This window comes from Lysinibacillus xylanilyticus, from assembly GCF_001708185.1.
Lineage (GTDB): Bacteria > Bacillota > Bacilli > Bacillales_A > Planococcaceae > Lysinibacillus > Lysinibacillus xylanilyticus_A.
The window spans coordinates 263,813-279,782 of sequence record NZ_MDDN01000002.1; the positions used below are offsets into that span (position 1 = coordinate 263,813).

The 15,970-nt window shown below is 37.5% G+C and carries 11 protein-coding genes, 1 other RNA gene and 1 other annotated feature; of the genes, 1 reads left to right on the forward strand and 11 read right to left on the reverse strand.

What is annotated here, in order from left to right:
* Positions 1 to 15: 15 nt before the first annotated feature.
* From nagA to hisS, 4 genes are all read right to left on the reverse strand, one after another.
* On the reverse strand, positions 16 to 1,173 hold the full coding sequence (nagA, locus tag BFJ97_RS05960) for an N-acetylglucosamine-6-phosphate deacetylase (protein WP_083226926.1): 1,158 nt from the start codon (positions 1,171 to 1,173) through the stop codon (positions 16 to 18).
* A 283-nt stretch (positions 1,174 to 1,456) separates the two neighbouring features.
* Positions 1,457 to 1,656, reverse strand: a non-coding RNA gene (gene ssrS / locus BFJ97_RS05965) — 6S RNA.
* A gap of 138 nt (positions 1,657 to 1,794) precedes the next feature.
* Complete coding sequence (gene aspS, locus BFJ97_RS05970) at positions 1,795 to 3,564, reverse strand: aspartate--tRNA ligase (RefSeq protein WP_068983728.1); 1,770 nt, start codon at positions 3,562 to 3,564, stop codon at positions 1,795 to 1,797.
* A gap of 271 nt (positions 3,565 to 3,835) precedes the next feature.
* Positions 3,836 to 5,098 (reverse strand): histidine--tRNA ligase, encoded by a 1,263-nt coding sequence (hisS, locus tag BFJ97_RS05975; protein WP_068983729.1) that lies wholly within the window; start codon positions 5,096 to 5,098, stop codon positions 3,836 to 3,838.
* A 136-nt stretch (positions 5,099 to 5,234) separates the two neighbouring features.
* Positions 5,235 to 5,475 (reverse strand) — a binding site (T-box leader).
* Positions 5,476 to 5,639: 164 nt separating this feature from the next.
* On the opposite strand from hisS, the gene BFJ97_RS05985 reads away from it, so the two are divergent.
* Positions 5,640 to 7,217, forward strand: coding sequence for an N-acetylmuramoyl-L-alanine amidase (locus BFJ97_RS05985; protein ID WP_068983731.1), 1,578 nt, complete (start codon positions 5,640 to 5,642; stop codon positions 7,215 to 7,217).
* A 70-nt stretch (positions 7,218 to 7,287) separates the two neighbouring features.
* Here BFJ97_RS05985 and BFJ97_RS05990 read toward each other — a convergent pair whose 3' ends face one another.
* The 7 genes from BFJ97_RS05990 to BFJ97_RS06020 form a co-directional block, all read right to left on the reverse strand.
* Complete coding sequence (locus tag BFJ97_RS05990) at positions 7,288 to 8,694, reverse strand: YfcC family protein (protein WP_068983732.1); 1,407 nt, start codon at positions 8,692 to 8,694, stop codon at positions 7,288 to 7,290.
* Between the two features lie 200 nt (positions 8,695 to 8,894).
* Positions 8,895 to 10,202, reverse strand: a complete 1,308-nt coding sequence (locus tag BFJ97_RS05995) for a transcriptional regulator (protein ID WP_068983733.1) — start codon at positions 10,200 to 10,202, stop codon at positions 8,895 to 8,897.
* A 425-nt stretch (positions 10,203 to 10,627) separates the two neighbouring features.
* Positions 10,628 to 10,843 carry a DUF2642 domain-containing protein gene (locus BFJ97_RS06000; protein ID WP_068983734.1) on the reverse strand — a complete coding sequence of 72 codons (216 nt, stop codon included), beginning with the start codon at positions 10,841 to 10,843 and terminating at the stop codon, positions 10,628 to 10,630.
* A gap of 73 nt (positions 10,844 to 10,916) precedes the next feature.
* Positions 10,917 to 11,357 carry a D-aminoacyl-tRNA deacylase gene (gene dtd / locus BFJ97_RS06005; protein WP_068983735.1) on the reverse strand — a complete coding sequence of 147 codons (441 nt, stop codon included), beginning with the start codon at positions 11,355 to 11,357 and terminating at the stop codon, positions 10,917 to 10,919.
* 105 nt (positions 11,358 to 11,462) lie between these two features.
* Positions 11,463 to 13,658, reverse strand: coding sequence for a RelA/SpoT family protein (locus BFJ97_RS06010; protein ID WP_068983736.1), 2,196 nt, complete (start codon positions 13,656 to 13,658; stop codon positions 11,463 to 11,465).
* A 210-nt stretch (positions 13,659 to 13,868) separates the two neighbouring features.
* Positions 13,869 to 14,783: a pseudouridine-5'-phosphate glycosidase gene (locus BFJ97_RS06015; RefSeq protein ID WP_068983737.1), complete on the reverse strand. Its 915-nt coding sequence runs from the start codon at positions 14,781 to 14,783 to the stop codon at positions 13,869 to 13,871.
* Positions 14,784 to 14,787: 4 nt separating this feature from the next.
* Positions 14,788 to 15,879, reverse strand: coding sequence for a carbohydrate kinase (locus BFJ97_RS06020; RefSeq protein ID WP_068983738.1), 1,092 nt, complete (start codon positions 15,877 to 15,879; stop codon positions 14,788 to 14,790).
* Positions 15,880 to 15,970: the final 91 nt, after the last annotated feature.

Below are 15,970 nucleotides of genomic sequence, written 5' to 3' on the forward strand. Positions count from 1 at the left end.
ATCGCCTCTTTACTTTCATTTCTCATATACAACTTTACCCCGACAAATCGTTTTTTGTACATTCAAATTTTCATCAAGTATCACAAAATCTGCATCGTAGCCTTTTGCAATACGACCTTTAGTTGTAAGCTGTAATTGCTCAGCAGCATTCGTAGAGGACATTGCGACAATTTCCTGCAATGAGCAATTGGTGATTGCCTTTATATTTTTTACTGCCTGTTCCATCGTTAACACACTACCAGCTAAAGCTCCATTAGATAAATAAGCTCCATCCTTAGAAACATGAACGGTTTGACCACCTAAATCATAATCACCATATTGTAATCCTTTTGCCCGCATCGCATCGGTAATTAAAATAATGCCCTTTGCACCTTTAATTCGATACGCAAGATTGACGGCTTGAGGATGGTTATGCACGAAATCTGCGATAATTTCAACCTTCACCTTATCCTCTAAAAACACTGCACCGACGACACCCGGATTGCGATGATGGAAAGGGCTCATTTGGTTATATAAATGGGTAGCCTGCCTTACTCCCAATGCTACTGAGCTATCTACCTCCTCAATTGTTGCGTCAGAATGGCCAATAGAAGCAATAACATTTAAATCCTTTAATGCTTCAATAAACGTAAAGCCTCCCTCAACCTCTGGTGCAATTGTTACTTGTTTAATGCGATGCTTACTTATTTTCTGCCAGGATACAAATTGCTTAATAGACGGTAAAATAATGTATTCTATTGGCTGAGCACCTACCCGTTTTTTCGATATATATGGCCCCTCTACATGTATACCTAATAAGCTTGCCTCATCATCACTATTTTCAAATTGTGCAACATTAGTTAGAGCGCTTTCAATTGCTTCTATAGATTGCGTCATGGTAGTAGCGAGGAAGCCTGTAACGCCTTCTTGTACTAAAGAGCGTGCCATTTGATGTAAAGCTAATTGCGTAGCATCCATCGTATCATGACCAGCAGAGCCATGAATGTGCATATCAATATAACCAGGTAGCAGTAACCAATTTTTATCTTTGCCATCTATATAATGCTCAGCCATATCAGATAAATCATAACCTATTTTCATAATCCTACCATTTTCAATGAATAAGTCACCCTTAGACGGCGTTTTATCATGATTGACGATCATAACATTGGAAATTAAAAGCGTATTCTTCAAAATATCACCCCCTATTCATTTTTGAGGAGCTTTGCATAAGTTAACAAGTTACCAATCAATTAGGTATAGTTGTCTATACCAATTATATGATGCTTTTCGAAAAATAAAAAGCATTTTTTTATATTTTCAAAATTTTTCTTCAACACTATGACATTCTACCGTCACTTTGATTGTCCTAACCATCGTTTCAGCTCTTCTATCCATCGCTTTTCCCTAGCTAATGTCTTTAAAATCAAACGCGAAAAAGGAGCGGTTAAACGCTCCTTTTAATCTTTATGTATGGACGAATCCCGAATGTGCCGTAATGCCAAGAAACATTCGTTTTGAACCCGCAATTTGCAGGGGGGTGCCTGCTTTGCAGTTTTAAACGTCCCGCTCCGCATGGGGCTTGTTTGCGACTACAAAATGAAGGCTCCCGATTCTATAGTGTTCGGTCAAAACTGTTAAGTAGAGCTAGCAGTTAAACGAACACTTCAGGATTCGTATTAATGTTATAATAACACGACATTTCTGATAATTCAAACTATTTTCTTTTAAAATATCTATTTTTTTCAAATACGCAAAAAATACCTAGATTCCCAACAGTTTTTGCTAGAGAATCCAGGTATTTAGAAATACTAATTATTTTCTGAATGGTTTGATTGCTAGACTTAACTCGCTCAATTGATCAGGAGATACTCCACTCGGTGCCTCTGTCATTAAGCAGCTAGCACTAGCTGTTTTTGGAAAGGCAATTGTGTCACGTAAGTTAGTGCGACCAGCAAGTAGCATTACGAAGCGGTCAAGACCAAATGCAAGACCTCCATGTGGTGGCACACCATATTCAAATGCTTCTAATAAGAAACCAAATTGTTCCTTAGCTTCTTCTTCTGTGAAGCCAAGTAATTTAAACATTTTTTCTTGTAAATCGCGCTCATAAATACGTAATGAACCTCCACCAAGCTCATAGCCGTTTAATACGATATCGTAAGCTTGTGCACGGACTGCTGCAGGATCAGTATCCATTAACTGAATATCTTCATCAAAAGGACGTGTGAATGGGTGATGTGCTGCATAATAACGGCCATCTTCCTCAGAGTACTCAAACAATGGCCAATCCGTAATCCATAAGAATGCAAATTGTGATTCGTCGATTAAGCCTAATTCTTGTCCTAATTTCGTACGAAGTGCACCTAGAGATGCTGCTACCACTGGCGCTTTATCAGCTACGAATACTAAAATATCGCCCACTTCAGCTTTCATACGTTCGATTAATGCCGCAGCTAATGCGTCGTCAAAGAATTTTGCAATCGGACCGTTCAAGCCTTCTTCAGTTACTTTTAACCAAGCAAGACCTTTTGCTCCGTAAATACCAACGAATTTTGTTAGTTCGTCCATGTCTTTACGAGAGTATTTATCTGCGGCACCTTTAATGTTGATACTTTTCACTTGCTTACCTTGTGCAACTGTATCAGCAAATACTTTGAAATCGCAGCCATCAAAAATATCGTTTAATGCGATTAGCTCTAAACCGAAACGTACGTCAGGTTTATCTGAGCCGTAACGATCCATCGCTTCCTGATATTTCATTCGTTGGAATGGAGCAGGGATATCGATACCTTTTACTTCTTTCATAACAGCTTGAATTAAGCGTTCGTTCATTTCTAAAACTTCTTCTTGTGTGAAGAAGCTCGTTTCAATATCAACTTGTGTAAACTCTGGCTGACGGTCAGCTCGTAAGTCTTCATCTCGGAAGCAACGTGCGATTTGGAAGTATTTTTCAAAACCAGACACCATTAATAATTGCTTAAATAGCTGTGGCGATTGTGGTAGTGCGTAAAATTCACCTTCATGAACACGTGATGGTACTAAATAGTCACGAGCACCTTCTGGAGTTGATTTTGTTAAAATTGGCGTCTCAACTTCTAAGAAACCTTCGTTTTGTAAGAAGTTGCGAATTGTACGAGTAACGTCTGAACGCATTTTAAATGTATCAAACATAACAGGACGACGTAGGTCAAGATAACGATATTTTAAACGTAAATCTTCGGATACGTCCGTGCGATCTTCGATTTGGAACGGTGTTGTTTTTGCCGTATTAATAACGATTAATTTTGTTGCTTCTACCTCAATTTTACCGTTAGGTACTTTTGGGTTAATTTGATCTTCTGAGCGAAGGATAACTGTCCCTTCCACTTCAATTACGTATTCACTACGTACTTTATCAGCTAAAGCATGTGCTTCTGCTACGTCAGGACTAAAAACGACCTGTGTGATTCCAGTACGGTCACGTAAATCAATGAAAATTAACCCACCTAAGTCACGGCGACGTTGTACCCAACCTTTTAATACGACTTTTTCGCCTTGTAACGTTTCTGAAAGCTCGTTACTAGCATGTGTTCTTGTTGCCATTTATTGATTCCTCCAAAATTTATTTGGCTAATCACCATAACTTATCCACATGACATACGTTTTTACAAAATGTCATCCCTAACTTTTTGGTGTTAGACCATTTATTTTACTTATGTAGCATACAGTTCCTACTTAGCGTAGTAAATTGATGCCAAGGAAAATTAGCAGTTCATTGTTAGCTGAATTATCTGTCCAAAATGACGTAGATAATTGAATCATTTGGACAGATAATCCTGTATTGATATAAACGATTGATGCTTGTGTCCGTTTATTATTTTAACAGGTAGTTCACTAATTCTGAGAATGCGACTTTTTGTTGTTCGCCTGTTTCCATATGTTTAACAGTAGCCGCTTGCTCTTCAAGCTCTGTTTCACCTAAAACAATCGTATATTTTGCACCTAAACGGTCTGCAGATTTCATTTGAGCTTTCATTTTGCGATCTAAATAATCCATCTCTGCAGAAATGCCCTTTGCACGGAAGGTACTTGTTAATTCTACTGTCTTTAGCTTCGCTTCATCGCCCATAGCAATCATATAAACATCGAGTCCTGATGCAGTGTCTAATTCAACACCCTCAGCTTCAAGTGCAAGTAACAAACGCTCAATACTTAATGCAAAACCGATTCCTGGTACATCTGGACCGCCGATTTCTTGAACAAGACCATTATAACGACCACCACCACAAAGCGTTGTAATTGCTCCGAAGCCAGAAGCCGTTGACATAATTTCAAAAGTCGTATGATTGTAATAATCAAGACCTCTCACAAGATTTGGATCGACCTCATACGTAATTCCTAATGTATCTAAATACGTTTTAACTTGAGCAAAATATGCCGCTGACTCCTCTGTTAGGAAATCAGTTAACGCAGGTGCGGATTTCATTAATGGATGTTCGCGATCTACCTTACAGTCTAAAATGCGCAGTGGATTTTTTTGCAAACGATTTTGACAATCTGAACAAAACTCATGAATATGTGGTTCGAAATGTTTTAGTAGTGCTGTACGGTGTGTATCGCGTGTTTCTTTGTCACCTAGTGAATTAATGACTAATTTTAAATCCTTTAAACCAGCTGATTCATAGACATCCATTGCTAGTGCAATTACTTCAGCATCAATAGCTGGATCCGCTGAACCAATCGCTTCTACACCAAATTGAACAAATTGACGGTAGCGGCCAGCTTGTTGACGTTCATAACGGAACATTGGTCCTAAATACGATAGCTTTACAGGCTGATCAGGTGCACCGAACATTTTGTGCTCAACATAAGCACGAACTACACCAGCTGTATTCTCCGGACGTAATGTTAACGAACGGCCACCACGATCCTCAAATGTATACATTTCTTTTTGAACAACATCTGTTGTTTCACCAACACCACGCGCAAATAAATCTGTTTGCTCAAAAATCGGTGTACGAATTTCGTTGTAGCGATATACACGACAAATATCTCGGATGATTGCTTCTACCTTCTGCCATTTTTCTGATTGACCAGGCAAAATATCTTGTGTTCCTCGTGGCACTTTAAAACTCATCTAAATACCTCCTTTATAGATTGCTTATGAATGAGCTTTTGGATTTTCCTTTTCAGCTTAAACGGACACACCTCAATTTTGAACAAGAATCTGCTTAAATTTGTCCAATAAAAAAGCTCTCGCCACCTTGCATATTGCAAGGGACGAGAGCTGTATAAGCTTCCGCGGTTCCACCCTAGTTGACGCATCAAATACATGCGTCCTCCTCCTAATCGGATAACGGCCGATTCCGTTTTTTCCTACTAAGCTTACCTTTCAGAAAAAAGCCTCTCAAGTGTTATTCACGTTATACATTTTTGTAGGAAAGATTGCAGCCTAGGTCTTTCCCTCTCTTCTCCAATAGAGGTATACGCTACTTGCTTGGTCATAAGCGGTTAATCATTTTTTGATTACCCTTTATGTTAGTCACAACGAAAGGTAATGTCAACTGTTTTTGTGTTTTTTACAATACAGTCGATAAAATTACAATTTCCATTACCTTTTTCCCACGAATTCTATTACAAAAGCATGGTAAAATAGCACAAGGAATAGGAGGAATCTGATGAGGACAAAACTTTTACATATTATAATCATCTTTGTACTAGTGTTAACAATTGCGATTCCAAGTATGAACAATGTTCAAAGTGCACTAGCCGACACCAGTGATTTAAAAGTAACTGGAACGATTCTTCATTTACGTGAGGGACCTGGACTGTCTTATCCAATAATTACCACTTTAGAAGAGGGTGATCCGTTAACTTCTATTGGTCGTGAAGGCGATTGGATTCAAGTAAAAGCAGGTAATTACGAAGGTTGGGTAGCATCCTGGCTAACAGCTCCAACAAACGCTAAACAAACGATTGATCAAACCGTGATTTCACAGGTCGATCGTCTCAATATCCGTACTGAGCCTGATATTTCTGCAGCAGTTCTTGGACAATTATCAACAGGTGAACAAGCAAATCTTATTGAAAAAAATGGCGAATGGGCGAAAGTAGATTGGAATGGGCTAGTCGGTTGGGTATCTACCGACTATGTTACGATTAATGACCTACCTGAAAAACAAGCTGAAGAAGATGAACCTAAAGTTGAAGTATCTACACAAAAAGTCAACAAAGATACAACATTTACAGTTTTAGTGGATACACTGAATGTTCGTAAAAAACCAGATTTAAATGCAAAAAAAATAGGTACTGTTTCAAAAGGACAATCCTTTAAGGTCCTAGTTCAAGAACATAACTGGGTTCAAATTCAATATAGTGATAAAACAACAGGCTGGGTTTATAGCTTTTATGGTACTTTTTCTAATGTAGAAAAAAAGACATCACAAGCTGCTTCTTCCTCAGAGCTTGAGTCTGTCACAATCATTTATAATGGGACAAACCTTCGGACAGATGCTACAACAGCTGCTGATGTTGTTGAACGTGTAGATGCTGGTGAAACTTACCCTATTGTAGGCGCTAAAGATGACTTTTATGAAATACAAGTAGGTGACAAAACGGCATTTGTGGCGAACTGGGTCGTTACTACTTCTTCGTCGAACAAAGCTGCTACTGCTACAAAAAAGGAAAATTCTAAACCACGCAAGGAAGGCACTTTAAATGGACTAACTATTGTCGTAGATGCTGGACACGGTGGTAATGATCACGGCACAACCGGTCAACGAGGAACCGATGAGAAAGATATCACTCTGAAAACAGCCTCTCTCCTCGCTTCAAAGCTAAGTGCAGCTGGTGCAAATGTTGTTATGACAAGAGAATCCGATGAATATGTAGCACTCCGTAAACGCGTTTCAATTGCACATCAGTATGAGGCAGATGCTTTTATCAGTCTTCATTACGATGCAACGGAAGATAGCTCTATTAATGGCTTCACCACATATTATATGAACAGTAACCAAAAAGACCTTGCAGAGGCGATCCATGATGGACTTACAAGTAAAATTGATTTAAAAGATCGCGGTACTCAACAAGGGAATTATTTAGTTCTACGAGAAAATCGTCAAAAAGCTGTCCTCATTGAGCTAGGCTATTTAAGTAATGCCAGTGAGGAACGTAATGTAACAACAGCAAAATTCCGAGAACAAGCAACTCTTGGCATCTATCAAGGGATATTAAATTACTTTGATGAAAACCAATAAATTTTCACTAAAAAAGCTGCAAAGGAAAGTAGAATTGTACTTTCTTCGCAGCTTTTTTACTTAAAATCTATTAAGAAATTCCTATAGCCACTGCAACAATTAATGCAATACATGCGATGACTAACCAGCCAAGAATCATCTTCCAAATAAATTTAATCCATTTCTCATAAGGTATACCTGCTACTGCTAGATATGCCATCAGTGCAGACGAAGTAGGAATGATGGAGTTCGTTAACGAATCACCATATTGAAATGCTAGTACAGCAATTTGACGCTCTAATCCTAATAAATCTGTAATTGGAATCATAATTGGCATTGTTGCAGCTGCTTGACCACTACCAGATGAAATGAATAAATTTAAAATTGCTTGAATAAATAACATTCCGATAGCACTTATCGCATGTGGCAAGTGACCAATTGTCTCTGATGCAGCATAAACGATCGTATCAATAATTTTCCCTTGTTCAAGTACAACTGTAATAGCTCGTGCGAAACCTACAATTAATGCACCAAAAGTAACTGCTTTCGCCCCTTCGATAAATGAATCGAACATGTTGCCAGGTTTTAACCCGCCTATTAAACCAGCAATTAACCCCATAATTAAAAAGGATGCTGTTAGTTGTGTTAAAAACCAACCCCAGTTGAAAACACCATAAATATTAAATCCGATACCGCAGGCCATAACAAGAAAAACTAGTTTATGTTTACCTGTTAAAGTAGGTATATCCGCCATCAGCTGATTCGTTTTTGCCTTTTGTTCAATGTCATAAATGACGCTTGCTTTTGGGTCCTTTTTCACTTTAAAGGCATAGCGTGACACATAGAAAATTGCAAAACTTAGTACAAAAATATACACTACCGCACGGAAAGCAATACCAGAAAATAAAGGTACCTCAGCTAAAGATTGGGCAACCCCAACTGTAAACGGGTTTAACATACCTCCGAAAAATCCACTCGCAGCACCAAGCGTGATCATTGCTGTCCCCGTTACAGCATCAAATCCCATTGCACGTGCAATAGCTACACCAATCGGTACAAAAATGATTGTTTCCTCTGCCATCCCCATCGTAAATCCACCAATAGAGAATAGAATCATAGACAATGGTATTAATAATTTTTCTCGCCCCTCTAATGCTTTAACCCCTTTATAAACACCTGCTTCAATTGCACCAGTGGCACGAATAATACCAAACACTCCACTAACTAAAAAAATGTAGAAAATGATTTGAGCCCCTTTCTCAAGGCCCATAGGAATGGCTGTAAACATCTCAAAAAATGATACGGGATCACTTTCAATATGATGATAACTACCATCTACAACTAGCATTCGTCCTTCTTCATCCTCTACACGGTCAAACTCACCAGCAGGAATGATATAGCTTGCAATACCTGCGAGAAAAATAATAGCAAAAATTATTGTATATGTATGAGGTACTTTAAGCCAACTTTTCTTTGTTCCAACTTGTTCTTTTTCCATCTATACACCCACTTCATCTCAGAATTCAGACATTAGCTTTTTTTTAAAAACGTAATTTCTCCCATTACCTCCATACCTAATAAAATATAAGTTCATCTCCTCCCTCATTATTAATTTTCAAAATTGTCGCTATATGTCGCTAATTGAAATTAAATATACAACACTTCAAATTTATTGTAAAGTGTTAATTTTCTATTAATTTAGATATTAAATTGAGTTGTTGCCTTATATACCTTTCTAGGTCTCCCCTGATTGTAAGGTTGCTCCTCACCTGAAAGTATTAAAAAATGATGATCTATTAATCGATTAATGATTCGTTCTGCAGATCTACGAGAAAGGTCCATATAATCAGCTAATTCAGCTGCTGAAAAAGCTCGGTTATTGTGTATTACAATAAACTGCTTGATGAGTTTTAAATTTTTTGCACTCATTTTTATTTCTTCGGCAATCTCTAAAATCTGCTTATCATTATTAAATAGTGGTATATTTTTGTCGTTTTCAAATATTGGACCGTGTAAACGACTTTCTTCATCTATAAGGCATAAAGTTGATTTTTGAAAATTATATTTATCCGTGAAAAACAAAGCTTGTGAAGAATGCATCTCAGCCTCTTGTAACGAATAGCCAATTCCTATTCCAATATTAAAAAATGTTTCAAATCGCTTTTCTAATTGTTGTAATAAGGAGTTGAAATGGGCAATATTTGTTTTATTCATCACTCCACGTGTAGCATAAATTATATATGGCTCGCTTTGTGATTGTGAAACCCTTGCATTGAAAGTTTTACAAATCTCCTCTATATTTTCTAAAAATAAATGGTTGTTTACAATATTATTTTCTCTACTACGAATGGATACTACAGTTATTTGTGATGCGGACAATAATGAATATTTATAAGCATCAATTGCTTTCGATAACGTTGTAACAAATGTATGTTTACTTTCAACCATGTAGCTTGAAGGAATCCCCAATTGTTTTAAAGCAACAAAAACAGCATGTAAACTAGTAAGTGCTAGCCTTGTTTTTCCTGCCTCATATAAATCCTTGTGAAAGCTAATATACTCATCTATTTGGAAGTCATCTATTTTTCGCTGTTGTTCGTACACCCATGAATAATCTTTTAAATGAATGGAGGCACACTGAATTCCCGCTTCCTTCATAACTTGATAAAAGCTATCTTCTTTTGGTAAATCAATTGAAACTTTAGATAGTTCGATATTTTGATTGTGTGTAATAGACAGTAATGACAGCGACAACATTAATTCATCAAAAGGCAAATACGTTGCTTGAATTTGCCGTGCTTGTATTATTTCGAAACAATAATAATACGGAATCGACCCAGCAAATAAAAGAATGTCTGATTGCGATGCTGCCTCATCTATTAAATCCATACTTTGCTTAGGAGCAGTGTAAGGAAAATGGATAAATTGTACTTGTGGAAACTCTATAAAATTCACTTTAATATTATTCCAAAAAAACAAAGAACCGATAATAGCTACTGTTTGCATTTTTTCCCCTCGCTTATATTTTAACTACATAATAGGTCTTTCTATGTATGTTACATATGAATGGCCCAATGTTCAAATAATTTAGTTTATTATCAAGCGTGTTGATTAACCGTTTTTATCCATTTAATATATTGCTCTGCGATGAAAGCGAAGCGACAAGAGCACTCGAGTAGCCCTATGCTACTATCATTTAGAAATGAGAATATATTTGCAAAGTAGCAACCAAAAAATTCTTTTACCGCTCAATAATAAACCTATTTTCCCTAATCAACATACTTTTATTATTTACATTTTTGTATTAAACCCTTCGCAATTTCTTTATTTCCCCTAGTTATATATTCTCTAACAAAATTTCTTTTTTTACACGCTGAAACAAAAAAGCACCTCCTATTCACATGACATGAATAAGTAGGTGCAGATTCCGCTTATTTTTTACTTCTTGCCAATGTAACCCATTCAATTTCGTCCGTACGAATGAAGAAAGGTGCACGGCTAACCTCTACAACAATATGGTCAGGTAATACAGAGACTAATTTACCTTGCTGAATATTTTTCTCCGTTTGCACTACAATTGCCTGACCAATCATCATATTAAGAGTTTCGTATAAATATGGATTCGATATGCTTCCCACCTGCGTCATATATAAGACACTTCCTTCCTACAAAAACTAACCATACTTAATAGTGTATGCAGGAATGATAGGAAATGTACCACTATTTTGAATCAAGAAGTATTGTAATCGGACCATCATTTGTTAGTGCAACATCCATCATCGCACCAAATATACCAGTCTCCACTCGTAAACCAGCTTCACGTAAGGCATTATTAAAAGCCTCCCATAACGGTTCCGCAATTTCTGGTCTTGCTGCACTTGTAAAACTTGGACGATTCCCCTTTTTTGCATCTCCATACAATGTAAATTGTGAGACGGATAGAATAGCCCCTCCATGCTCTAAAATGGAATGATTCATTTTCTTGTCAGCATCTTCCCAAAGGCGGAGATTAGCTACTTTTTTTGCTAAATATTCAACATCCTTTTGCGTATCCTCATGTGTAATACCAACAAGAAGAACATAGCCACTATCAATAGCTCCTGTTACTTTCCCGTCAACAGTAACAGAGGCTGCTTTACTACGTTGTAAAACTACTTTCATTTTTTAAAACCTCAATTCTGTCATTGCATGCGCCAGAAGATTCATTTCCGGCACATTACAAAGTTACGACTACCTCACGATATATATATTCAGCAACGCAATTAATTAGTTAATCACACGTTGCACTGAATATATATCAGGTGTTTGTTTAATACGTTCCACTACTTTATGCAAATGCGAAATATTTGAAATCGAAATCGTTAAATGGATCGTTGCCATTTTATCTCGATCAACACGACCACTCACTGCTAAAATATTCGTTTTCGTTTCGCTTACAATTTGCATAATTTCATTTAAAATGCCTGGTCTATCGAAGGCTGAAACTTCAATATCAACAGGGTATTCTTTTTTCTCAGGCGTAAGTCCGCGTTCCCATTCAACTTCTATCAAGCGCTCCTGCTCATCATCAACTTGAATATTAGGGCAGTCTGCACGGTGCACTGAAACACCTCTACCTTTCGTAATGAAACCTACAATATCATCTCCTGGAACTGGCGTACAGCAACGCGAAAGTCGAATAAGCATATTGTCGATATCTTTTACGATAACACCCGATTCCGTACGTTTTTGTGGAATAGGGTTTTTCATTTTTTGCTCAATTTTCTCGAGCGCCTCTTCCTGTTCACGCTCTTTGCGTCGTTTTTCCGCTAAACGATTAACAACTTGCTGTGCTGTAATACCATTCACACCAACAGCGGCATATAAATCTTCTTCATTTGTATAGTTAAATTTTTCACAAACGCGCTTTAAATTTTCCGCTGACATTGTTTCTTTTATGTCAAAACCTTGTGCACGGATTTCCTTTTCTATCATCTCTTTTCCTTTGATGATATTTTCCTCTCGAAGATGACGTTTGAAAAACTGCTTTATTTTATTTTTCGCCTGTGAGGATTGGGCTATTTTTAGCCAATCTCGACTCGGACCAAATGATTGCTTAGAAGTTAAAATTTCAATAATATCTCCCGTTTTCAACGGTGTATCAAGTGGTACCATTTTACCATTGATTTTCGCGCCAATTGTACGATTCCCAACTTCTGAGTGCACACGGTATGCGAAGTCGATAGGTACAGAGCCTGCTGGTAATTCAATGACATCTCCTTCTGGAGTAAATACATAAACCATATCAGAAAACAAATCAAATTTTAACGATTCCATAAATTCTTCAGCATTAGAAGATTCGTTTTGGAATTCTAAAATTTCTCGGAACCACGTTAATTTTTGGTCGACATTTTGTTTTTCATTATCAACTTTTTTACCTTCCTTATACGCCCAATGCGCAGCAATCCCGTACTCGGCAATTTTATGCATTTCCTTCGTACGAATTTGAACTTCTAATGGGTCACCATAAGGACCAATGACTGTTGTATGCAGTGATTGATATAGGTTTTGTTTTGGCATTGCAATATAATCTTTAAAGCGTCCAGGCATTGGCTTCCATAATGTATGCACAATCCCAAGTACGGCATAGCAATCTTTAATACTATCGACAAGTACACGAATGGCTAATAAATCATAAATTTCGTTGAATTGTTTTTTTTGTAACACCATTTTACGATATATACTGTAAATATGTTTCGGACGACCATATATATCGGCTTCAATTTCAACATCTGTAAGCTGTGATTTCATCTCAGTCATAACATTGTCGAGATATGCTTCACGCTCATCACGTTTTTTCTTCATAAGACTGACAATGCGATAATATTGTTGTGGATTTAAATAACGAAGTGCTGTATCCTCAAGCTCCCATTTAACAGTCGAAATCCCTAAACGGTGCGCAAGTGGTGCAAAAATTTCAAGCGTCTCTTTAGAAATACGGCGTTGTTTTTCTGCTGGCAAATGTTTTAACGTGCGCATATTATGTAGACGGTCTGCCAGTTTAATCAAAATGACACGAATATCCTGCGCCATAGCTACAAACATTTTTCGATGATTTTCTGCTTGTTGCGCTTCTTTCGATAAATATTTAATTTTCCCAAGCTTTGTTACACCGTCTACAAGTATTGCTACCTCTTCGCCGAATTCACGAACTAAATCGTCGCGCGTAAAATCCGTATCCTCGACAACATCATGTAAAAAACCAGCCGCAACTGTTTCAGGATCCATTTGTAATTCAGCTAAAATACCAGCTACTTGCACCGGGTGAATAATATACGGTTCACCTGAGCTTCGGAATTGCTCTATATGGGCATCCCTTGCTAATTCATATGCTTTTTTCACGAATGCGACATTTTCATCATTCATGTAGGATTTGACTAACTCAAAAACGTCCTCAGGAGTCAAAATTTGCTCTTTCGCCATAACATGTCCACCTTGCTCGTCAAATTTTTCAGATTAGATATAAATTCAATTGTATAAAATATTATGGGCTATTGTAAAGTAACTGTGTCATTTTGTTTAGTTAATCTCGTGAACAATGAAAAAAATGGAAAAAACATTATCCAAAATGAATAAAAAGACCCTTTGCGAATTTATTATTTCGCAAAGAGTCTCTCTTCTTATATTAATTGATTAGCCTAATTTATTATACGCTACAGCAATTTTCGCACCAACTACTGCATTATTTTTCACTAATGCAATATTGGCATCAAGGCTTTTACCTTCTGTTAGTTCTTTCACTTTTCCAAGTAAGAATGGTGTCACGTTTTTACCTTGAATACCGTTTTCTTCCGCTTCAACTAGAGCTTTTTCAATGATTTCTGTAATGAATGAGTGCTCAAGTGCTTCAGCCTCAGGAATTGGATTAGCAATCACAGCTCCACCTTTTAAGCCTAATTGCCATTTTGCACGTAGCATTTCTGCCACTTCCTCTGGTGTATCAATCTTGAAGTTAACATCAAAACCGCTTTGACGTGTATAGAATGCTGGTAGCTCATCTGTACCATATCCAACGACTGGTACACCTTTTGTTTCAAGATATTCTAAAGTTAAACCAATATCTAAAATTGACTTAGCACCCGCACAAATTACAGCTACATTTGTTTGTGCTAATTCTTCTAAGTCTGCTGAAATATCCATTGTTGTTTCAGCACCACGGTGTACACCACCGATACCGCCTGTTACGAAAATTTCAATGCCAGCTAGCTCTGCACAAATCATTGTTGCCGCTACAGTTGTCGCACCTAATTTTTTTGTTGCTAATAAATACCCTAGGTCACGACGAGATGTTTTAGCTACACCTTGTGCATTACCGAACATTTCAAGCTCTTCATCTGATAAACCAATTTTAATTTTACCGTCGATTAATGCAATAGTTGCTGGTACAGCACCATTATCACGAATAATTTGTTCCACTTCACGTGCTGTTTGTACATTTTGTGGATATGGCATTCCGTGAGAAATAATTGTTGATTCTAATGCTACGATTGGTAAACCTTGTGCTTGTCCTGCTTTTACTTCTTCTGATAATACGATGAATTCTTTCATGTTGTTATTCCTCCATTTCACTTTTTAACAAATCAACTGATAGCTCAGGTCTTACTGTATATGGAGATGCAAGCGTATTTTTGGCATTCGTTAAGCCTGCATCAATACATGTTGCAAAGGTTTGCCCAGTAAGCCAGCTATGGATCACGGCACTGACAAAGGCATCCCCCGCACCTGTTACATCTTCGATTTTTTCTATAGCCTTAGCTGAGAAATGACTTGGCTTCGTTGTAGTAGAAGCTGCATACACCCCATTACTACCAGCTGTAATAATTACATGCTCAGCACCTAGTTTAAGAAGTTGCTGTAAAGCTTTTTCATAATGTGCAGCGCCTTCAATTGCATGACCGATAATTGTTTCTGCTTCATCTGTGTTACAAATAAACCATGTTACACCTTGCAACGTATCCGGCAGTCGATTCATTTTTGGCGAAGACACAGGTACGATGACAAACGGAATTTCGCGGGCAATCGACACCTGCTGAATGTAAGCTACTGTTTCCTTTGGACAGTTTAAATCCATAATAAAGCAGCCTGCATTCATCAACATGGCCTCATGTTTTTTTAGCAAACTTGGCAACAGTAGTTCATATACTTCCATGTTTGCCACCGCTAATGCTAGCTCGCCCTGCTCATCCATAATCGCAGTATAGGAACCAGTCGAAGCATCAGGGAGCTGCTCCACATAACGTAAATTCATAAATGGCTCCGAAGCTTCTTGGATCACTTGCCAATCCGCATCTTTGCCGGCAGTAGTCAGTAATGTAACCTGATGATTTAATCTGCCTAAGTTTTCAGCAATGTTTCGACCAACACCACCTACACTAAATGAAGAGCTAGCAGGATTGGATGTACCGAACTGTACGTTCCCCTTTACATGAAATTTTCGATCAAGATTGGCTCCACCGATACAAACAATTTCATTTTCTTCAGGTAAAATATACGCACGACCGACAATTTTCCCCTGCTTCGTTAAGCTCGACACTAAATTAGCAAGGACTGGACGAGATAGATTCATCTTATCTGCCATCTCTTGCTGAGACATAAACGGATTCTGGCGAATTAATGCAAGGACTGCCTGTTCTCTTTCATTCATAGCATCACCTTTTATTATATTTGTTTATATTATAAACTTTTGTTTGAGTGATGTCAAAAATTTTTTATACAAAAAAGTTGAAGCCGATATG